We start from the raw sequence: 20,181 nt of genomic DNA on the forward strand, positions 1-20,181 counted from the left end.
AGTAGCGGATCATTTCAATGTTAACGCCACTGCGTCGTGAAACTGCGCCAACGAGAAATGTCTCGGCTCGCGAAGCTGTGATCGCTCGCATCGACTGAACCCTTGCTCCTGTAGTCGCTACAGGATGCATCCTCGTGACGATGGCAATCAAGCTCGAAGAGCCACCACGAACAGCGGCCGTCACCTGCGACGACGCCAAGGCCGGCGTTGAAAGTATCACCGGCCCAGACTATCCGTCCGCGGCAAGGAGCCAAACGGTCATGATGCTTCAATCGGTCATTACCTGTCCCAGATGCGGCACGGCAAAGATGGAAACGATGCCGACCGACGCCTGCCAATATTTCTACGAATGTACTGGCTGTGGCACCAGGCTGCGGCCCAGGAACGGCGATTGCTGCGTGTTCTGCTCCTACGGATCTATGCCCTGTCCGCCGAAGCAAGCCGAGCGCGCCGGCAGTTGCTGCACGAGGTGAGCTGCATTGTTCGCGCCGCAGTCGAACCCTGTCGTGACTGGCTCGCAAACACCTCAAACAGTTTGCCGGCGGTTCGTAGCTGTGCCCCGCGCTGGGCTGAGAGGCCGACTTTGCCTCTGCGGCCCAGCGTCAAAGCCCGGCAATCTAGTACAGCATCCACCACCGCCATCGGTAATCCGGTTCACGCGTCCGTAGCACTGGGCCGTAGTGGCGAACCCGATGAAAAAAATACGACCAGTTCGCAGCCGGGAAGATGCAGGTCCGCGGCGATTGCACGCTTCTGCCGGTCGGGTCGAAATATGCGGTGTAGCCGTCGCTGCACCAGTTTCCGTAGCCTTGAGCTTTCACCGAACCGGGCATGCCGAGCACGCCTATGGTCAGCGCCGCAATTGAAGCCGCAACGATGGTTCGTCCTCTCATGTCGCCCTCCAGAAGGAATTGAATCAGCAAGCGTTCGCCGGATGGTCCTTTGCGTCTTCGCTCGCGCAAAACGCAGGTGGTGCTGCGTTTTGCACGATGCGCAAAAACGGAAACTAAAGTCTAAAAACTAAAGTCTGATCCGAAAAGGCCTGACATTACTGACTTGTAATTGGCGCGCCAAAATTTTTCAAAATTTTGGCAAGATTGTGCGGCCCCCGCGCGCCGCGGTCCGTGACGGCGGCGCGCCACACATGCCTGATCGGTTCACTTTCCAGGAGTGTTGTCATGCGAGCGTTCGCTCTCGCCCCCATTGCCCTCGCCATCTCGCTGATCGCGCCGGCTGCCCAGGCCGCCGACTCCCATGATGCGAATATCAAAGGCCTTTACCTGATGACCGATTATCCCGCGGTCACGGTCAGGCCGGGCACGACGTCCAACATCCCGCTGCGGCTGCAGAACTACGGCCTCAGCCCTGAGCGTTATCAGCTTTCGGTCGCAGGCGTGCCGAGCGGCTGGACTGCGACCATCCTCGGCGGCGGCCAGCCGGTTGCCGCCGCGATGCCGGCGCCCGACAAGGACGTGCCGCTGCAGTTGCGGCTCGACGTGCCCGCGAACGCCAAGCTCGATGAGCAGACGTTGACGGTCAAGGCGGAAGGGCAGGGCAATCAGGCAAGCCTGCCGATCCAGGTCGCGCTCGCCAAGGAATTGCCGGCCAAGCTGACCGTGAAGGCGCAACTGCCGTCGCTGCGCGGCAGCCCCAAGTCGAATTTCGAATACACGCTGACGATCAAGAACGATTCCGGCCGTAACCTCAACGTCAGCTTCGCCGCGCAGGCGCCTGAGAATTTCGATACCTCTTTCACCGAAGCCTACGGCACGCAGGAGCTGTCCTCAATTCCGATCGACGCCGGACAGTCCAAGGACATCAAGCTGAAAGTGCGACCGCCGAGCACGATCGATGCCGGTCACTTTCCGGTCGCCGTGACCGTGAAGGCGGAGGACGCCTCCGCCAAGGTCGATCTCGCGCTCGACGTCGTCGGCGAGCCGCGGCTCCAGGTGGCGGGACGCGAAGGCTTGTTGAGCGCGCGCGCCGTGGCCGCGCAGCAGACCTCGATTCCCATCGTGCTGACCAACAGCGGCAGCGCACCGGCGGAGAACGTCAAGCTGTCTGCGAGCTCGCCCTCCGGCTGGAAGGTCACCTTCAATCCCGAGACGATCGATCGCCTGGTGCCGGGCAAGGATGCCGAAGTGCAGGCGCTGGTGACGCCGAGCGACAAGTCGCTCGCCGGCGACTACATGGTCAGCGTGAACGCCAACTCGCGCGGTGAAAGCGCCTCCAGCCAGTTCCGCATCACGGTCAGCACCTCGACGGTGTGGGGCATGGTCGGCGCGGGCGTGATCGGCGTCGCGCTGCTTCTGATGCTGGGTGCCGTTGCGAGGTTCGGACGGCGATGAGCGATCTTCAGAACGAAGCGCCTCCGCCCGATACTGTCATCGTCGCGGATGGCCTGACCAAGCGCTACGGCCAAGCCAGCGCGGTCGATCAGATCAGCTTCAACATCAAAAAGGGCGAGGTGTTCGGGCTGCTTGGCCCCAACGGCGCTGGCAAGACCACGACCATTCTCATGATGCTTGGCCTGACGGAAATCTCCGGCGGCAAGATCAGCGTGCTGGGTTACGACCCGGCGCGGCAGCCCCTGCAGGTGAAGCGGCGCGTCGGCTATCTGCCTGATTCCGTCGGCTTCTACGATCATCTCACGGCGATGGAAAATCTCGCCTACACCGCCAAGCTGATGGGACTGTCCTTGAAGGAGCGGACGGAGCGCATTGCCGACGCGCTCAAGCGCGTGCGGCTTGACCACGTCGCGCACAAGCGGGTCTCGACCTTCTCGCGCGGCATGCGCCAGCGGCTTGGCCTCGCCGAGATCATCGTCAAGAGAGCCGAGATCGCCATTCTGGACGAGCCGACCTCCGGTCTCGATCCGCAGGCGACGTTGGAGTTTCTGGACCTGATCCGCCAGCTCAAGGCCGAGGGCACCACGGTGCTCCTGTCGTCGCATCTGCTCGACCAGGTGCAGCGCATCTGCGACCGCGTCGCGCTGTTCCAGTCCGGCCATATCGTGCTGATGGGCTCGGTGGCCGAACTGTCGGTGCAGGTGCTTGGCGCGGGCTTCGTGGTCGAGGTCGAGGCCGAGGGCACCGGTATCGCCAGGCGGCTTGCGACCATCCCGGGCGTGTCCAATGTCGAGACTCTGGCGGAGGACCGCTTCCGCATGACAGCCGAACGCGACGTCCGCGCCGATGCGGCGCGTGCGGTGGTCGCGGTCGACGGAGCGCTCAAGCGGCTGTCGGTCGACGAGCCCAGCCTGGAAGCGATCTACGCCCGCTACTTCCAGAGCAAGCAATCGGGAGACATGCGTCATGCGGCGTGAAGGTTCACCCTTCCAGGGCCTTGGTACCGTGTTCGCCAAGGAGCTCACCGACAACATCTCCAGCGTGCGCATGCTGGTGCTGGAACTCTTGATCGTGCTCACGGCGCTGGCCGCGCTCTATGGCGCGATCGACAATCTGCGCACCAACACGGCGGAGGATCCGTTTCTCCTGCTCAGGCTGTTCACGCTGTCGAGCTCGCCGCTGCCGTCCTTCGTCGCCATCCTGGGATTTTTGATTCCGCTGATGGCGATCGGGCTCGGCTTCGATTCCGTCAACAGCGAGTTCAACCGGCGCACGTTGTCGCGGATCTTGGCGCAGCCGATCTACCGCGACGCGCTGTTGATGGGGAAATTCCTGGCCGGCCTTGCCACGCTCGCGGTCAGCCTGACCGCGTTGTGGCTGATGGTGATCGGGCTCGGCCTGCTCTTCCTCGGCGTGCCGCCCGGCACCGAGGAGATCGGCCGCTCGCTGGTGTTCCTGGTCATCGCGATCTTCTATGCCGGCGTGTGGCTCGCGCTCGCCATGCTGTTGTCGATCGTGTTTCGCTCGCCGGCAACGGCCGCGCTGGTCGCGCTCGGCATCTGGCTGTTCCTGACGGTGCTGTGGCCAATGCTGGCGCCGGCCTTTGCGCAAGTGATTGCGCCGCCCGATCCGCGCTATGCCGCGCTCGGGCTGGAGACACCGGAAACGGGCCTGTGGTCGCAGTTCCTGCTGCGGGTGTCGCCGAATGACCTGTTCGGCGAGGCGATGCTGGCGATTCTCTCGCCGACCACGCGCACGCTGGGCGCGGTGTTCCTGGACCAGCTCCGGGGCGCGGTGATGGGCGCGCCGTTGCCGCTCTCCGAAAGCATCATGATCGCCTGGCCGCAAACCGTTGGCCTTATCGCGGCGACGATCGTGCTGTTCGTCGTGGGCTATATCCTGTTCCAGCGGCAGGAGGTGAGGGCTTGACGATGTAGGTGGGCAAAGGCGCACTCGCGCCGTGCCCACCGCACCCATCGCCAAAGCATGGTGGGCTCGCCTCGCTTAGCGCATCCGCCGATCAAGTTCCAGAGCCGGACGAGTGCCTTCAACCAGGCCCGTCATTGCGAGCAGCGAAAGCGACGACCCGCCGTCGCTCGCTGCGCGAACTATGGCGAGGCGTGAAGTCCCGCCGAAGCGCCTTTGCGCGTAGGCGGAAGCAATCCAGACTGTATGGCTGTGCAGGCCAAAGCCGGCTTTAGCCGCGACATGCTAGAGGCTGTTGCTGAGCAAGCGCTTTCCACGTGGCCTACCGGTAGTTCCACACTTTCCGGAAAGTCACCCTAAACCTTAGACGAGAAGCGCGCCGGCCGTCGCTTGCGCCTGGCCTCCGCAGTGCTCGCTGCATCGGCGCAATCTGGTTGATGTTGTTGCCGATCGCGCGGAGCTCGCGGATCAGCGAGCGCGGCTCGTCGATCTGAGCGCGATCGCCGCGCATTGCTAGCCAGAACAGGTCGGCCCTGACCCAAGCTCCTCGACAGCTTGAATCACAGCCGCTCCGTCACGTCAAATGAGTACAGACCCTAATCCGTTCCGATCCGCTGCGACAGCCAGCGCGCAACGGATGCGGGCGATGAGTCCGCGTCGTTGCCGCTGGCGCGCAGATTCGCTTCACGCATCGTGTCGATGTCGATCTTGCCGAGCAGCGGCCGCAAGGCCGTCTGCAGCGCCGTGTCATGCGCGCGGCTTGGTGCGAGCAGCAGGATCGCATCATAGGGCGGGATCGCGTGTTTGGGATCGTCCAGCACGACGAGATCATATTTTGCGATCAGTCCATCGCTGGTGTAGCCCGCGATCACATCGACATCGCCGCTCGCGACCGCCGCATACATGAAGTTCGGCTGCATCTGCCGCTGCGAGCGGAAATCGAGGCCATAGGCCTCGCGCAAGCTCGCCCATTCCGGGCGCGAGAAGAACTCGTAATCGCCCGCGATTGAAAAACTGCCTGCGTGCGCCGCGAGATCGGCGATCGAATGAATGCCAAGCGCTTCGGCACGCTTTCTCGGCATTACCAGCGCATAGGCATTTTCAAAGCCCAGCGTGCCGAACAGCGTGATGTTGCGTTTCGCCAGCAGCGCGCTCAATTCGGAAAGCAACTGTTCGCGCGGCAGGATCTGCGTACCGTGAAACTGGTTGGCCCACAACGTGCCGGAATAATCGACATAGACGTCGATATCGTCCGCGGCCAGCGCCGCGAAGATCACGCTCGAGCCGAGCCCCTCCCGCGTGCTCGCCGTCAATCCGGCGCCCCGCAGCCGCTGTGCAATGAGCTGGGACAGCACATATTGCTCGGCGAAGGTCTTGGCGCCTACGATGTAGCTCGACGTCGATCGCGCCAGCATCGGCGTCAGCGTGAGGGCGACCAGGGCGGCGATGCCCGCGCCGCCGAGCACGCTGCGCAGCCACTTGCGGGACGCAAAACCGTTCTCGATCAATGCCAGCAATTGGTCGACGGCGAGCGCCAGCACGGCGGAGGCAACGCAGCCGAATAGGACGAACACCCAGTTCTGGGTCTGCAGGCCGGCAAAGATGTAATTGCCGAGCGAGGTCTGCCCGATCGGCGTCGACAGCGTCGCGGTCCCGATCACCCACACCGCGGAGGTGCGGATGCCCGCCATGATCACGGGCAGCGCAAGCGGCAGCTCGACCATGAACAGCGATTGCCCCGGCGTCATGCCGACGCCCTGCGCGGCTTCAAGCAGAGCAGGGTCCAGTCCGTTCAACCCGGTGATGGTGTTGCGCAGCACCGGCAGCATCGAATAGAGCGCGAGCGCCAGCATCGCGGGCAGGAAGCCGAATGCCGAGAAGTCGAAGCCGAACCAGGCAAAGGTCAAGGACGCCAGCGCAAGCAGCAGCGGATAGAATAGCGCGAGCAGCGCTAGCCCCGGCACCGTCTGCACGATGCTCGCGACCGCCAGCATCAGCCCTCGCAGCACGGGGCGGTGACGCGCAAGGATCGCCAGCGGCAGGCTGACCACGAGCCCGAGCGCGAGCGCGGCGATGCTGACGCGCAAATGGCTGCCGAGATAGTCAGGCAAATGGCCCGCGGCTTCGCTCAAACGCGGATCGGAAAAAAACGTCATGCGGCGCCCGCCCCGGGCAGCAGCGTGTTGATGCGCTCGGCCTGCCGCCGCGGCGTACGCAGGAGCTGAAGGACATAGGCATCGCGGCTTTCGGAGAGCTCGGCAGGCGTGCCCAGCGCCAGCAGCCTGCCGCTGCGCATCACCGCGATGCGATCGGCGAGCAAGAGCGCCTCCGTCATGTCGTGGGTGATCATCACTGTGGTCAGCCCAAGCTGGCGATGCAGGGCGCGATAATCCTCGCCGAGCGCGTCGCGGGTGAGCGGATCGAGGGCGCCGAACGGCTCGTCCATCAGCACGATGCGCGGCCGCGCGGCCAGTGCGCGTGCGACGCCCACGCGCTGGCGCTGACCGCCGGAGAGCTCGTGCGGCATCCGGGCGCCATGGCCGTCTCCGTCCAACTGCACCAGCGCGAGCAGCTCAGCGACGCGCGCGGCGATCTGGTCCGCGGGCCAGCCGAGCAGCCTTGGGGTAATCCCGATATTTTCGGCAACGCTCATATGCGGAAACAGGCCGCCGCTCTGAAACACATAGCCGATGCGCCGGCGCAGTTGCACTGGATCGGCATTGCGAACGTCCTCGCCCTCGACCGTGACAGTGCCGCTGTCAGCATCGGTCAGGCGGTTGGCGAGCCGCAGCAGCGTCGTCTTGCCCGAGCCCGAGCCGCCGACGATAGCCAGAAACTCGCGCGCGGCAATATCGAGCGAGACGTCGTCAACCGCCACGACGCGCGCAGCCGCGCCATTGGCAAAGCTCTTGCCGACATGGGCGAAAGAGATCGGCGGTGCGGTCGGCATCGTCATCGGAGCCCAAGGTCCATCGCAGCTTTCAACCTCTCCGGAGGGGCGGCTGAATGCTTGGTAGCACGTTGCGCCCCTTCATTGAACTTGCCGGCGCAAGACGTTAAGGCATCTTTCGGATCCGGGAGGAAGCGTGGTGAACGAGAAGATGCCGACGGCGGTCGCGCTCGAGGACGCGACGGTGGCTTTTCGCCTTGGCGAGGCGCGTGTCTACACGGCGGTCGAAAAGGCCAACCTTGCGGTCGGCGCGGGCGAGTTCGTGGCGATTGTTGGGCCGACGGGATGCGGAAAGTCGACGCTGCTCAACGTCGCCGCCGGCCTGTTGAAGCCGGCTGCGGGCAGTGTGCGGATTTTCGACCGGCCGCTTCTTGGGCTGAACCGCGAGGCCGGATATCTCTTCCAGACCGATGCCCTGTTTCCCTGGAAGACCGCGCTCGACAATGTCGCCATCGGCCTTGAGATCGCAGGCATCCCGCGTAGCGAGGCGCTTGCGCGCGCCAACGACTGGCTGGCGTCGGTCGGGCTGGCGCATTTCGGCAGTCGCTATCCGCACATGCTTTCCGGCGGGCAACACAAGCGCGTCGGCTTGGCGCAGGTGCTGATCCGCAATCCCAAAATCCTCCTGATGGACGAGCCTTTCGGCCCGCTCGATGCGCAGACGCGACAGGTCATGGGCAATCTCCTGCTCGATCTCTGGAACAGAGATCGCAAGGCGGTGCTGTTCGTCACCCATGATCTGGAAGAGGCTATCGCGCTTGCCGATCGCGTCGTGATCATGTCCGCTGGCCCCGGCGCGCGGATCATTGGCGACTGGCAGGTGACGCTGCCGCGCCCGCGCGACATTTTCGAGACCCGGCTGAACAAGGATTTTCATGCGCTGCATCGGGAGATCTGGAGCGTGCTCAAGGGCGAGGTGATGAAGGGTTATGCGCAATCCGCCGATGCCTGAAGGTCGCCCGGTTTGTGCGGCAGTTATGGTTGGGGGTTCATACAAGGATAGGGAGGTCACATGGTCAACCGCGTATCGATTGTAGCGACTGCGATCGTCTTTTCTGCGCTGTTCGGCGGCCACGAGGTTCGCGCGCAGAGCGCCTTCACGCTGTCCTCGCCGAGCTTCCAGGACGGCGAGCGGCTGGCGACGAAAAACGCCGGCAACAACAAGTCCAATCCCAATTGCGTCGGCGAGAACGTTTCGCCGGCATTTTCGTGGAGCAATCCGCCCGAAGGCACCAAGAGCTTTGTGCTTCTGATGTTCGATCCCGAGGGGCGGCCGCCGAATGGCGTCAGCCATTTCGTGGCTTATGGCATTCCCGCCTCCGTCTCCGGCTTCGGCGAGGGTGAACTGTCAAAGCCGAGCGACAAATATGTCGGCGGTCAGAGCACGATGAAGCTGTCGAACTATTTCGGGCCCTGCACCCCGCCCGGTGCCCCCCATCACTACATCTTCACGCTGATCGCAACCGATCTCGAGCCCGCCGCGCTCAAGGCGGGGCTGACCCGCGAAGAAGTGATCGAGGCGCTCGAGGGCCACGCCAAGCTTGCCACCGGCATGGTGGGTAAGTTTTCTCACCCTTAAGAGGCTTCGATCGCAAGGAGGAACGGGCAGTCATGTCCAGGATTACATTGCTCGCGTTGCAGCTTCTGGTCGCCGTCGTCGTGGTCGTGCTGTGGCAGCTCTTTGCCACCGTGCCGGTGTTCGGACGGATCTGGCTGCCGCCGTTCTTCTTTTCCAATCCGGTCGATGTGTTCGCCCAAATCGTCAAATGGTTTGCCTCGGGCGTGATCTGGAAGCACCTGGCCATCACGCTGTGGGAATCGATCCTGGCCTTCGTGATCGGATCTGCGGCCGGCGCGATGGTCGGCTTCTGGTTAGCTCGGCAGCCGCTGATCGCCGCGGTGTTCGACCCTTACGTGAAGATGGTCAACGCGCTGCCGCGCGTGGTTCTGGCGCCGATCTTCACGCTCTGGCTTGGCCTCGGCATCTGGTCGAAGGTCGCGCTCGGGGTAACGCTGGTGTTCTTCATCGTCTTCTTCAACGTTTATCAGGGTGTGAAGGAGGTCAGCCACACTGTGCTCGCCAACGGCCGCATGCTCGGCATGAGCGAGCAGCAATTGATGCGTCACGTCTATTGGCCCTCGGCCTTGTCCTGGATGTTTTCTTCGCTGCACACCTCGGTCGGCTTTGCCGTGGTGGGGGCAGTGGTCGGCGAATATCTGGGCTCCGCCGCAGGGCTCGGCTATCTGATCCAGCAGGCCGAGGGCGTGTTTGATGTCGCCGGCGTGTTCGCGGGCATGTTCGTGCTGTCGGTGTTTGTCGTCCTGATCGATATGGGCGTGACGCTGGTCGAGCGCAGGCTGTTGGTGTGGCGGCCGGCGCCGGCGGATGGAAGGGGATAGGGTTCGTCGTATATCATCCGCCGTTCGGGACGATGCGAAGCATCGAACTATGGAGCGCAATTGCGCACCTGAGAATCTCGAGACTCCGGGTTCGCCTCTTCGAGACGCCCCGGAATGACGAGCAAGAAATGGAAGCCGGCCTTTGCAGGCCCTTCCCGCTGCTCTATCTTGCCGCCAGCCGAATGGAGGAAACAATGAGAAGCTTATTTTGCCAGTTTGCAGCGATGTTGTTCGCGCTCGCTCTCGCCTCGCCGCTCGCAGCCGCGGAGAGCAAGATCACCATCGCGGTCGGCGGCGGGGCCTGCCTGTGCTATCTGCCGACGGTGCTGGCGAAACAGCTCGGCGAATTCGACAAGGCCGGCGTCAACGTCGATCTTGTCGATCTCAAGGGCGGCTCGGACGCATTGAAAGCCGTGCTCGGCGGCAGCGCCGACGTGGTGTCGGGCTATTTCGACCATTGCGTCAATCTCGCCGCCAGGAGACAGGAGCTGCAGGCCTTCGTCGTCTATGATCGCTATCCCGGCCTCGTGCTGGTGGTCTCGCCCGCGCACACCAAGGAGATCAATTCGATCAAGGATCTTGCCGGCAAGAAGGTCGGCGTATCAGCGCCAGGGTCCTCGACCGATTTCTTCCTCAAATATGTCCTGAAAAAGAATGGCCTCGATCCCACCAGTGCCGCCGTGATCGGGGTGGGCTTGGGTGCAACCGCCGTGGCCGCGATGGAGCAAGGGCAGATCGACGCCGCCGTGATGCTGGATCCCTCGGTCACCGTGCTGCAGGGCGCGCATGCGGATCTCAAGATTCTTGCCGACACCCGCACGCAGAAGGATACGCTCGCCATGTTCGGCGGCGAATATCCGGGAGGCGCGCTCTATTCGACCGCGGCGTGGGTCGCCTCGCATGACAAGGAGGCGCAGGCGCTCACCAATGCGATCGTCTCCACACTCGCCTGGATTCATTCCCATTCCGCGGAAGACATCATGGCCAAGCTGCCGGAGGAGATGGTCGGCAAGGACAAGGCGCTCTATCTCGCGGCGCTGAAGAACACGATCCCGATGTATTCGGAGACGGGCAGGATGGATCCCAAGGGCGCCGATGCGGTGCTCGCGGTGTTCAGCGAAGGTTCGCCGGAAGTGGCGAGCGCCCATGTCGACGTCGCCAAGACCTTCACCAACAGGTTCGTCGATCAAGCCAGGAAGACGACCGGGATGGGCGCGAAATAGCGGCATGACGGTTCCGCTGATCCATCGCGTCACGGCGGTCGACCTCAAGGTCGGGCCCTGGACATGGCCGTTTTCGGTGGCGCGCCGTGGCGAGATCGATGCGCACTTCGCCGCAAACAAGCGCGACAAGCCAAGGCTCTGGAATGGCCGGGTGCTGCTCGGACGCCAGCCCGCTTTCGATGGCGGGCGGTTTTCGGCGAATTATTTCGAGATCGATTTCGCGAGCCTGCTCGCCTGGCGGGATTGGGGCTTTCCGGACCGCGAGGCCTTCAACGGCTTCGGCATGGGCGCGCTGCGCTGTTCGGACGGCGCCTTCGTACTCGGCGAGATGGGCGCGCATACGGCGAATGCCGGCCGCATCTATTTTCCTGCAGGCACCCCCGACCTCGACGACGTCAAGGGCGATACGCTTGATCTCGCCGGCAATGTGGCGCGCGAGATCGAGGAGGAGACCGGCCTTCGCCCATCCGACTATCGCGCCGCGCCGCATTGGGACTGCGTGGTGATCGGCGCTACCATCGCCATGATGAGGACGTTGCAGCTCGATGTGCCGGGCGAGGCGGTCCGCGCGCGGATCGAGGCCAACCTGGCGCGGCAAACGCACCCCGAGCTCACCGCCGTGCACCTGGTGCGCAGCCGGAGCGATCTCAACGGCAACATGCCGCGGTTCGTCACCGCGTTTCTCGAACGGCAGTTTGGTTAGCCTTGGCGACATCATTCCGGGGCGATGCGAAGCATCGAACCATGGTGCGCAATCGCGCACCTGCGAACCTCGAGATTCCGGGTTCGCCTCTCCGAGGCGCCCCGGAATGACATGCGGAAATTAGCGGACTCCATTCAATGAACAAAAAGCCCTCGCGATCCCTCACAGAGCTCGACCGCTTCATCACGCCATTCCGCGCCGACGGCTCGGGGCGGTTTCATCTCAGGTCGCTCAAGACCAATGAGAGGGGCGGGCTCGACAAGGACGAGGCGGAGAACATTCTTGAAGCCAACCGGCAGCGCCTGATCGGTCTGCAGGAGAAGCTTTATGCGCAGGACCGCTGGTCGGTCCTGATCATCCTGCAGGGCATGGATGCGGCCGGCAAGGATTCGACCATCAAGCACATTTTCGAAGGCGTCAATCCGCAGGGCTGCGAAGTGACCGCTTTCAAGCAGCCGACGACGCTCGAACTCGAGCACGATTTTCTGTGGCGCAGCGTGGTCGCGCTGCCCAAGCGCGGCAACATCGGCATCTTCAATCGTTCCTACTACGAAGAGTGCCTGGTGACGCGCGTGCATCCCGAACTGCTGCACCAGGAGAAGCTGCCGCCGAAGCTGATCACCAAGAAAATCTGGCGCGAGCGCTTCGAGGATATTGTTTGCTTCGAGCGTTATCTGGCGCGCAACGGCACGCTGATCCTGAAGTTCTTTCTCAACATTTCAAGGCAGGAGCAGCGTCAGCGCTTTCTCGATCGGCTGGAGCAGCCGGCAAAGACGTGGAAATTCTCCATGAGCGATGTCACCGAGCGCGGCTGGTGGAACAGGTATCAGGCCGTTTACCAGGACATCGTCCGCCATACCTCGACGCCGCTGGCCCCATGGTATGTTGTGCCGTCCGACCACAAATGGTTCGCGCGCGTCGTGATCGGCTCCGTGATCATCAGGGCGCTCGAGGGGCTCGACCTGAAATTCCCGCGCGCCGACAAGGCCTCGATGGAGGAGTTCAAGCGCGTGCGCAAGGCGCTGGAGAACGAGAGCGCGCGCGGGCTGAAGCGGGTGGTGAAGAAGGCACGGACGTAGAACCGATTCCGCGTCATACTCCGCGAAAGCCGAGGGCAAGATTCCGGATTCGGCTCTTCGAGGCACCCCGGAATGACGGAGGAAGCTCTGGCAGCGCCTACCCTACACGGCCTGATGATGCGGCTTGAAGAGCCTGCCCTTTTCCGTAATGGCGACGACCGCAAGCGTCGCCAGCGTGCAGAGCAAAAAGCCGGTGGCAAACGGCAGCAAGGTGCCGTCATAGTCCTGGCCGATCACGACGCCAATGCTGATGCCCAGCAAGGTGGTTATCGTTCCGTAGAGCGAGGAGGCCGTGCCGGCGATATGGCCCTGCGGCTCCATCGCCAGCGCGGTGAAATTCGCGATCATCAGCCCGAACGCGAACATCAAGAGCGCCGACAGGATCATGAATAGCGGCAGGGGCAGGGCGCCGAGCTTCGCCGTCACGAACATGATCGCCGCGACGGAGAGAAAGCCGATCAGCGCGCTGTGTGACATCACGCGCATGCCGATCCGCCCTACCAGGCGCGCATTGAGAAAGCCGGCGACGGCCACGCCGCTTGCCGCGGCGGCAAAGGCGAGCGGAAAATAGTGGCCGAGCTTGTAGACGCCGGTGAACACCTGCTGCGCGGAGAAAACGTAGGCGAACAACGCGCCCTGGATACCGCCGGCCGCCAGCGCATAGCCCAGCGTCTGCCGGTTGGTCACGGTCTGCCGGTAGGCATCGACCACCTCGGAGATCGAAAATGCCTTGCGCTCCGGGACCGGCAGCGTCTCGGGCAATCGGAGCCAGCTCCAGCACAGCGCCACCAGGCCGTAGGCCATCAGCACCACGAAGATGCCGCGCCAATGCGTCATCAGCATCACCGCCTGCCCGAAGGAGGGCGCAATCACGGGCACGGCGATGAACACCATCATCGCCAGCGACACCACGCTCGCCATGCGGCGGCCGGCATAGCAGTCGCGGACGACGGACGTGGCGATCACGCGGGTTGCCGATGTGCCGAGCCCCTCCAGCGCCCGCGCCAGCAGCAACGTCTCGAACGAAGGCGCCGCGACCGCCAGCACGCTGGCGATGGCGTAGACGACCATGCCGCCCAGCAGCACCGGCCGGCGGCCAAAACTGTCGGAGAGGGGGCCGATGATGAATTGGCCGAGCCCAAAGCCGATCAAAAAAGCCGACAGCACCATCTGCAGGCGATTCGCAACCGCGATATCGAAGGTCGAGGCGATGTTCGGCAGGGCCGGCAACATCATGTCCATGGCCAGCGGGTTCAGTGCCATGATCGCAGCGATCACGACGACGAACTCGGTGAAAGCCATCGGGTGGTGCTTTGATACCTCAGAAGAAATCTGAATTTGGGCGTCAGCGTCGACGTCGGCCACGCGGCAAGTTCCGTATTCCAGTGTTACGTTTGAAACATTCTTACCGTCCGTGCTGCAGTGCACAACCCTCGTTTCGGGATGGCAGATCGGCAGCCCCGGTCCCGGGTGCCCTCGTTTTGACCGCGGCGCCTTCGTTTCGCCCCGAACATGGCCAAGAGCAAAGAACGTCGGTCTGATCGAACGGGCGATCAGCCACCCGTCGCCCCTGAGGTGCTCGCCACCGGGTCCGCGCAAAGCGCGGCCCGATGACAGGCTCCGCAAGCCTCGAAGGGCGACGGCCCGGCTCTCGGCAGCGGGGCCGTTCATCCTTCGAGCCGGCCGCATTGCGGCCCTCCTACAGGATGACGGTTCGACACCGGTGCCGAGTTCGGTTCGACGAGCACGCGTCAGCGCTAGCTGGTTGAAAAGATGGGGATGGGGGTATCAATGGCAGCGCAATTTGCGCGAGCGCTGATCGCAGCGTCAGTGTTGACCTTATCGGCGCATTCGACTTCGGCCGCCGAGCCGTCACCCGCTGAGCAGATCTCGAACTTTCGCCTCAAGCATGGCGAGGTGAGCGTCACCACGGATGCCACCCTCAACCGCATCGCGCTCGAGCAGGCGAAAGCGATGGCGGCCAAGGACCAGCTCAGTCACGAGGTACTCGGCTCGTTCTCCTCGCGCATCGCGCCATCGCGTGCGGGACGCGCCGCCGAGAACATCGCCTATGGCTATCCGACGTTCGACAAAACGCTGGAGCAGTGGATCAACTCCAGCGAGCATCGCAAGAACCTTCTGCTGCACAACGCCTCCCGCGTCGGGATCGCCAGCGCCAAGGATGCCAGCGGCAAGCGCATCTATTGGGCAATGGAGATCGCCGGCGACTACGAGCCGAAGCAACCCAAGCTGCCCAAGGGCAAGATCAAGAAGGAAAGGCCTGTCGTGGCGCACGCCACGGCGCCGGCCGCCGAGTGCCACGTCAAGCTGCTGGGTCTGTGCATCTGACAGATCCAACTTTTGCGGGAGCGCCATCCGGACCGGCAAAAGGGTCGTAAAAACCTGTTGCGCGAGCCTGCACGCCCAAGCTCAACGCCTCCTCGCCGCCGGACGTCCAAGGGATAGAACGGTCCAATCGAAAGAAAGTAATTGTCAGGCGGTGACACGACAGCCAAAAGATGGCGGTCGCTCGCGCGTCGTGAAGCGCGCGACGATGCCAGGTTGCGCAGTCGCCAAGACCGCACGCGGCAGGTATCATCCAAATTTTCGGATCGAACGGTGAAGCTTTCCTACAAGGTGATCGGACTGACGGCGCTCGCTCTGCCCTCGCTGGTGCACGCCGCAAAATCGAACGACGAACAAATGCTCTCATTGTCGCCCGAGACCCGGGTAGAGCAGCGTTGCAATGCGCGCGCGATGGGGGCGCTTGGCCGCGAGCACCCGAATTTCAAACCCGATGAGTTGGTCGCCTACGCCTTCGCGGATCCGGTCATCCACGGCCACAGCATCGCTGCCGCGGGTGCGGCGGTGCGCAGCCGCGGCGCCTGGTATCACTTTGCCTATCGCTGCGAAACCAGCGACGATGGATTGAAGATCAAGACATTCGAGTACACGCTCGGCACCCTTGTGCCGCGGCAGGAGTGGGACAAGCACTATCTGGTTCCTTGAGCGCGTGTCGGCGGAATAGGCCGGCCGTCACGCTGCGGCATTTTGTCGTGATCACATGAACCGCGCCTGACGCGGCCAGACACATTGGTAGGCGGCAATGCCGGCAGTGTCGGTAGAGCCCTGCCGGCGAATGGCAATTCAAGCCAAAGACCGAAAAAACGGCTGCGCCCATCGACACGTGGAGGACGCGGTGTGTGAGATTGCCCACCGTGGCTGTCTTTATCCTGTGCAGGGTCGTTCGTGACATCGAAACTGTTCTGCCAAACGGGCGAAACAATGCGGTAGCGCGCCCTCGCGCCATCCGGCGCACCTGCCGGCGTCAATGATCGTCCGTGCCGCACCAACTACGTGTCCACAACGAAGCACCGCTCGCATCCATATGCATCAGGAGGAAACCATGCCCGAGATTGCCCAAACCGTCGATCCGGAAAAGCTCAATGCCTTTGTCGGCCGGATGCTCGGCGACCTGGCGGCGCTGACCAACTCCGTCCTGGTCCACGTCGGGGATCATCTCGGCTTGTACAAGAAACTCGCAACGTCAGGACCGGTCACGTCGGCCGCGCTCGCGAAGCAGACCGGCACCTCCGAGCGGCTGGTCCGCGAATGGCTGTCCGCGCAGTCGGCCCAGGGCTATGTCAGCTATGACAAGGAGAGCGGCGCATTCTCACTGTCGCCCGAACAGGCGATGGTCTTCGCCGACGAAGACAGCCCGGTGTTTCTCGCCGGCTTCTTTGATGTCGCGCGCGGCCTGTTCGACGATACGCCGAAAATCGTCAACGCCTTCCGGGCCGACGGCAAGCTGGCCTGGCATGAGCACAATGGCTGCCTGTTCTGCGGGACTCAGCGCGTGTTCCGGCCCGCCTATAATCATCATTTGATCAACGAGTGGCTGCCCGCGCTGGACGGCGTCGTTGCCAAGCTTGAGCGCGGTGCCCGCGTCGCGGATGTCGGTTGCGGGCACGGCGCCTCGACCATTCTGATGGCGAAGGCGTTTCCAAATGCAAGGTTCTTTGGCTACGACTATCACCCGGCCTCGATCGAGGCGGCGCGGCAAGCGGCGACGAAGGAAGGCGTAGCAGACCGCATCAGTTTCGAGGTCGGCACCGCCAAGACATACCCGGCCAAAGAGTTCGATCTCGTTTGTTTCTTCGATTGCCTGCACGACATGGGTGACCCGGTCGGCGCGGCGCGCCACGTCAGCGAGACTCTGAAGCCCGATGGAACGTGGATGGTCGTTGAACCGTTCGCGCACGACAAGCTTGAAGAGAACTTCAATCCTGTCGGCGCTGTCTTCTATGCGGCATCGACCGTGGTCTGCACCCCGGCTTCCCTTGCCCAGGAAGTCGGCCTTGCGCTCGGCGCACAGGCCGGCGAGGCACGCCTGAACAAGGTCATCACGGAAGGCGGCTTTACGCGCGTCCACCGCGCCGCGGAGACGCCGTTCAACATGGTGCTCGAAGCGCGGCTTTGAAGCATTCGCGGAGCTCGCAGACAGCCCAGCAGACTTCGCGATCCGCCGCCATTCTCGGACGCCGGCGTCCCGGAATAGCGGCGGAAAGCCGAGCCGCTCGGTCAGCGGCGGGCGTGACCGCGTGTAGCGATGCGAAAAACTCGTCTATGATTGCTAGATAACGAAGCTTTCTATACGCAATTTAGGAAACATCTTCTTAGGAAAAGCATCTTCTTAGGAAACATCTTCGTCATAGAAGGATGGCAGTGGATGGTGCTTTCGTTGCTGAGACGCGGCATTGTCATCTGCTCGTTCGCAGGTGTTCTTATGACGAGCGTTTCCGCTGACTCTGGGCTGTTGCCGGCGCGCGTGGAGCAAGCAGCGCGGGAGCGCATCGCGTCAGGTGCTTGTCAGACCCTGGTCTTTGGGATGGTCGATGGCGACAAGAGCGAGGTTGTGGCGTTCGGCAAGCTCGATCACGACAGGGCGCCAGACGCCGATACGGTCTATGAAATCGGTTCGGTTACAAAGACCTTCACTGCGACGCTTCTTGCGCAGTCCGTGCTCTCTGGGCGCGTGACGCTCGATACGCCGGTCGGACAGCTTCTGCCCGACTTCGAAATTCCCTCGCGCGAAGGCAAGCAGATCACGCTCGGCGAACTCGCCACCCAGCATTCCGGTTTGCCGCGGCTGCCGGCCAATCTGGCACCGGCGGATCCGGCCAACCCTTATGCCGATTACGACGCGGCGAAGCTGAAGACTTTTCTCGCGGGCTACGAGCTGCCACGCGATCCCGGTACGGCTTATGAATATTCCAATCTCGGCTTTGGACTTCTGGGCTATGCGCTAGCGCAGTCGGAGCACACCACGTTCGCCGCTATGGTCGATAGAGAGATATTCAAGCCGCTCGGCATGACCATGAGCGGCACGGCGTTGACGGCTGAGATGCGCTCTCGTCTCGCTTCCGGACATGACGATGCCGGCGTCCCGGCGAAGAACTGGGATTTCGATGCGCTGGCAGGGGCGGGGGCGATCTACGCCACGGCCAACGATATGCTCCGCTATCTTAAGGCAAACATGGGCATCGGCGATTCCTCGCTCACCGCTGCGATGAGGTTCGCGCAGCAACCGCGCAGTGGCATGGCGGCGAAGATGCGCATCGGGCTCGCCTGGATGACGACCGACAAGGGAGTCGTCTGGCACAATGGTGGCACGTTCGGCTATCGCAGCTTCCTCGGGTTCACCGCCGATAGGCGCCGCGGTGTCATCGTGCTTTCCAATACGGCGGTTGACCAGGACGATCTGGGCTTCGCCGCGCTAGACGATGAAGCTCGGCTGCTGCCGACATGGAAGGCGACAGCGTTGCCGGCCACATCGCTCGAGCAATATGTGGGAACGTACAAGCTCGCCGACAAATTTCTGCTGAAGGTCTTTCGCATGAATGATGGGCTTTACGCGCGGGCGACGGGACAGGCTGCGATCCCGATTTTCCCGGCGTCACCTGACGAATTTTTCGCCAAGGTAGCTGGGATCAGCATGACGTTTACGCGCGATGCCTCGGGCGCGGTGGCCGGCCTCGTGCTGCACCAGAACGGCGATCACGCGGCTCCGAAGTTGAGCGCGTCCGAGGTTGCGGCGGAGCCCAAGGAGATCTCGCTGCCTGCCGCTACGCTCCGTGATTACGTCGGCAAGTATCAATTCGACTTCGGGGCCGTGCTCGACGTCGTGCTCAAGGATGATCATCTCGAAGCGCAGCTCAGCGGACAGCCGGCGTTTCAGATCTTCGCGCGCGCTGCAGACGAGTTCTTCTACAAGGTCGTCGACGCGCAATTGCATTTCGAGCGCGACGCAAACAACGTGGTTGCCGCGGTGCTCCTGCACCAAGACGGCCGCGATATGAAGGCGCCCCGCAGGATGGCGCAGTGACACGAACATGCACCGGGAAACGGTCACCGGAGCTGGTTCAGTTTTGCCAAAAACTCCAGTCGTTCTCTCCGCGAAGAGCCTCGCGGAAGGGTTCAAAAAAATAGCGTGACAGCGGAATCGCTATTGTCGGCAGTATCACTGCTTCGCTATCTTAGCGTGTCTCGGGGCTGGTGTCGGATAGGTTTTTCTTAGGGAGGACCGTCGTGGCCAATGCTTCAGACACTTTGCAAAATGCTCAAGGTTCGGATACGACGCCGCTGCGCGCGGGGTCGCGTTGGATCATTGCGCTGGGCATCGTTTACGTCGTTGCCGGGTTCTTTGCGCTCGGCAGCATGATGCTGGCGACGGTGGCGAGCGTGTTCGTCGTCGGCGTGATGATGATCATCGCTGGCATTGCCGAAGTCTTCAACGCCTTCCAGATCAAGACCTGGGGCAAGTTCCTGCTGTGGGCGCTGCTAGGCGTGCTCTACATCATTGCCGGCTTCATCGCCTTCGAAAATCCGATCTTCGCCGCGGTGGTGCTGACGCTGCTGCTCGGGGCCTCGCTGGTCGCCTCCGGCGTTGTGCGGCTTTATCTCGCGTTCAACATGAAGCGGGAGGCCCCGTGGGTCCTGGTGGCGCTCTCCGGCGTCATCACCCTGCTGCTCGGACTGTTGATCCTCGCCCGCTGGCCCGTCAACAGCGTCTACATCCTGGGCCTGTTCCTCGGCATCGATCTGATCGTGGCGGGCATAAGCTGGATCGGGCTCGGCTTCGGCCTGCGCAGCCACGCTCCCTCGCAAATGCGACCTGCAACGTGAGGCGCGGCCGCGGGGTATCCGGCGGACGCGGTGCAGAGAGAGCCACCGCCTGGTTATGAGTCCCCCGGCTTTCGGGGCCGCGATTTGATTCGCCCGTCGCGTTAATGTGCCGCATCCCGTCGGCTTGCCGCGTCGGGCGAATCAGTCCCACCCTTCGCGCGTTCCGCACCGGCAAGAGGGGCGTACGCGTCGTCACGAACGTGGAGCGGAATGCGGTGGACGCGAAGGGGCCGACAGACGAGCGGCGCTCTTTGCGGACGGCGAAGNCGTGTGGTCCTGGCGCCCCAAGGCTGGCGCTAAGTTGGCGACGATGCGTCTCGCATCGCGCTGATGACGGTGACAACAAAGTCTGGCTCACCGAGGAGAG

General features: G+C 63.0%; 19 protein-coding genes and 1 pseudogene. 16 read left to right on the plus strand and 4 right to left on the minus strand.

Going from position 1 to position 20,181, the window contains the following annotated elements; translation table 11 throughout:
• The first annotated feature begins 260 nt into the window (after nucleotides 1–260).
• Nucleotides 261–473, plus strand: coding sequence for a GDCCVxC domain-containing (seleno)protein (locus F758_RS51560; RefSeq protein WP_084305098.1), 213 nt, complete (start codon nucleotides 261–263; stop codon nucleotides 471–473).
• 144 nt (nucleotides 474–617) lie between these two features.
• On the opposite strand, the gene F758_RS0104465 is transcribed toward F758_RS51560, so the two are convergent.
• Complete coding sequence (locus F758_RS0104465) at nucleotides 618–893, minus strand: hypothetical protein (RefSeq protein ID WP_157449857.1); 276 nt, start codon at nucleotides 891–893, stop codon at nucleotides 618–620.
• A 285-nt stretch (nucleotides 894–1,178) separates the two neighbouring features.
• Between F758_RS0104465 and F758_RS0104470 the strand changes: the two genes are divergently transcribed.
• The 4 genes and pseudogenes from F758_RS0104470 to F758_RS52970 all read left to right on the plus strand — a co-directional run.
• Nucleotides 1,179–2,348: a COG1470 family protein gene (locus tag F758_RS0104470; protein WP_024506729.1), complete on the plus strand. Its 1,170-nt coding sequence runs from the start codon at nucleotides 1,179–1,181 to the stop codon at nucleotides 2,346–2,348.
• Nucleotides 2,345–3,325: an ABC transporter ATP-binding protein gene (locus F758_RS0104475; RefSeq protein ID WP_024506730.1), complete on the plus strand. Its 981-nt coding sequence runs from the start codon at nucleotides 2,345–2,347 to the stop codon at nucleotides 3,323–3,325. Before F758_RS0104470 ends, F758_RS0104475 begins: the two co-directional genes overlap by 4 nt.
• Nucleotides 3,315–4,277, plus strand: a complete 963-nt coding sequence (locus F758_RS0104480) for an ABC transporter permease (protein ID WP_024506731.1) — start codon at nucleotides 3,315–3,317, stop codon at nucleotides 4,275–4,277. The genes F758_RS0104475 and F758_RS0104480 overlap by 11 nt, the downstream gene beginning before the upstream one ends.
• Before the next feature lie 243 nt (nucleotides 4,278–4,520).
• Nucleotides 4,521–4,634, plus strand: a pseudogene (locus tag F758_RS52970) (TetR/AcrR family transcriptional regulator); the annotation flags it as partial.
• Between the two features lie 236 nt (nucleotides 4,635–4,870).
• Here the strand turns inward: F758_RS52970 and F758_RS0104490 are convergent.
• Both F758_RS0104490 and F758_RS0104495 read right to left on the minus strand, forming a co-directional pair.
• Complete coding sequence (locus tag F758_RS0104490) at nucleotides 4,871–6,430, minus strand: ABC transporter permease/substrate-binding protein (RefSeq protein WP_024506733.1); 1,560 nt, start codon at nucleotides 6,428–6,430, stop codon at nucleotides 4,871–4,873.
• Nucleotides 6,427–7,224, minus strand: coding sequence for an ATP-binding cassette domain-containing protein (locus F758_RS0104495; protein ID WP_024506734.1), 798 nt, complete (start codon nucleotides 7,222–7,224; stop codon nucleotides 6,427–6,429). Before F758_RS0104495 ends, F758_RS0104490 begins: the two co-directional genes overlap by 4 nt.
• A gap of 151 nt (nucleotides 7,225–7,375) precedes the next feature.
• On the opposite strand from F758_RS0104495, the gene F758_RS0104500 reads away from it, so the two are divergent.
• The 6 genes from F758_RS0104500 (at nucleotide 7,376) to F758_RS0104525 (ending at nucleotide 12,629) form a co-directional block, all read left to right on the plus strand.
• Nucleotides 7,376–8,176 carry an ABC transporter ATP-binding protein gene (locus F758_RS0104500; protein WP_035720836.1) on the plus strand — a complete coding sequence of 267 codons (801 nt, stop codon included), beginning with the start codon at nucleotides 7,376–7,378 and terminating at the stop codon, nucleotides 8,174–8,176.
• Nucleotides 8,177–8,236: 60 nt separating this feature from the next.
• Complete coding sequence (locus tag F758_RS0104505; RefSeq protein ID WP_024506736.1) at nucleotides 8,237–8,803, plus strand: YbhB/YbcL family Raf kinase inhibitor-like protein; 567 nt, start codon at nucleotides 8,237–8,239, stop codon at nucleotides 8,801–8,803.
• Between the two features lie 32 nt (nucleotides 8,804–8,835).
• Nucleotides 8,836–9,624 carry an ABC transporter permease gene (locus tag F758_RS0104510; RefSeq protein ID WP_024506737.1) on the plus strand — a complete coding sequence of 263 codons (789 nt, stop codon included), beginning with the start codon at nucleotides 8,836–8,838 and terminating at the stop codon, nucleotides 9,622–9,624.
• Between the two features lie 194 nt (nucleotides 9,625–9,818).
• A complete protein-coding gene (locus tag F758_RS0104515; protein ID WP_024506738.1) occupies nucleotides 9,819–10,847 on the plus strand; it encodes an ABC transporter substrate-binding protein in 1,029 nt (342 codons plus the stop codon).
• A 4-nt stretch (nucleotides 10,848–10,851) separates the two neighbouring features.
• A complete protein-coding gene (locus tag F758_RS0104520; protein ID WP_024506739.1) occupies nucleotides 10,852–11,550 on the plus strand; it encodes an NUDIX hydrolase in 699 nt (232 codons plus the stop codon).
• 137 nt (nucleotides 11,551–11,687) lie between these two features.
• Nucleotides 11,688–12,629, plus strand: a complete 942-nt coding sequence (locus tag F758_RS0104525) for a polyphosphate kinase 2 family protein (RefSeq protein WP_024506740.1) — start codon at nucleotides 11,688–11,690, stop codon at nucleotides 12,627–12,629.
• Nucleotides 12,630–12,731: 102 nt separating this feature from the next.
• On the opposite strand, the gene F758_RS0104530 is transcribed toward F758_RS0104525, so the two are convergent.
• On the minus strand, nucleotides 12,732–13,994 hold the full coding sequence (locus F758_RS0104530) for a multidrug effflux MFS transporter (RefSeq protein ID WP_024506741.1): 1,263 nt from the start codon (nucleotides 13,992–13,994) through the stop codon (nucleotides 12,732–12,734).
• A gap of 426 nt (nucleotides 13,995–14,420) precedes the next feature.
• Here F758_RS0104530 and F758_RS0104535 point away from each other — a divergent pair, with 426 nt between their 5' ends.
• The 5 genes from F758_RS0104535 (at nucleotide 14,421) to F758_RS0104555 (ending at nucleotide 19,814) form a co-directional block, all read left to right on the plus strand.
• Nucleotides 14,421–14,978 (plus strand): CAP domain-containing protein, encoded by a 558-nt coding sequence (locus tag F758_RS0104535; protein ID WP_035720659.1) that lies wholly within the window; start codon nucleotides 14,421–14,423, stop codon nucleotides 14,976–14,978.
• Between the two features lie 270 nt (nucleotides 14,979–15,248).
• Nucleotides 15,249–15,638: a DUF930 domain-containing protein gene (locus F758_RS43285; protein WP_035720660.1), complete on the plus strand. Its 390-nt coding sequence runs from the start codon at nucleotides 15,249–15,251 to the stop codon at nucleotides 15,636–15,638.
• A 397-nt stretch (nucleotides 15,639–16,035) separates the two neighbouring features.
• Nucleotides 16,036–17,109, plus strand: coding sequence for a class I SAM-dependent methyltransferase (locus F758_RS0104545; RefSeq protein ID WP_035720839.1), 1,074 nt, complete (start codon nucleotides 16,036–16,038; stop codon nucleotides 17,107–17,109).
• A 306-nt stretch (nucleotides 17,110–17,415) separates the two neighbouring features.
• Complete coding sequence (locus F758_RS46315; RefSeq protein WP_198026408.1) at nucleotides 17,416–19,014, plus strand: serine hydrolase; 1,599 nt, start codon at nucleotides 17,416–17,418, stop codon at nucleotides 19,012–19,014.
• A 203-nt stretch (nucleotides 19,015–19,217) separates the two neighbouring features.
• The gene (locus F758_RS0104555; protein ID WP_024506746.1) at nucleotides 19,218–19,814 is read left to right on the plus strand and encodes an HdeD family acid-resistance protein; all 597 of its coding nucleotides are present in this window, start codon (nucleotides 19,218–19,220) and stop codon (nucleotides 19,812–19,814) included.
• Nucleotides 19,815–20,181: the final 367 nt, after the last annotated feature.

Origin of the sequence: Bradyrhizobium sp. ARR65 (genome assembly GCF_000472385.1) — a bacterium.
In the GTDB taxonomy this organism is placed as follows: Bacteria; Pseudomonadota; Alphaproteobacteria; order Rhizobiales; family Xanthobacteraceae; genus Bradyrhizobium.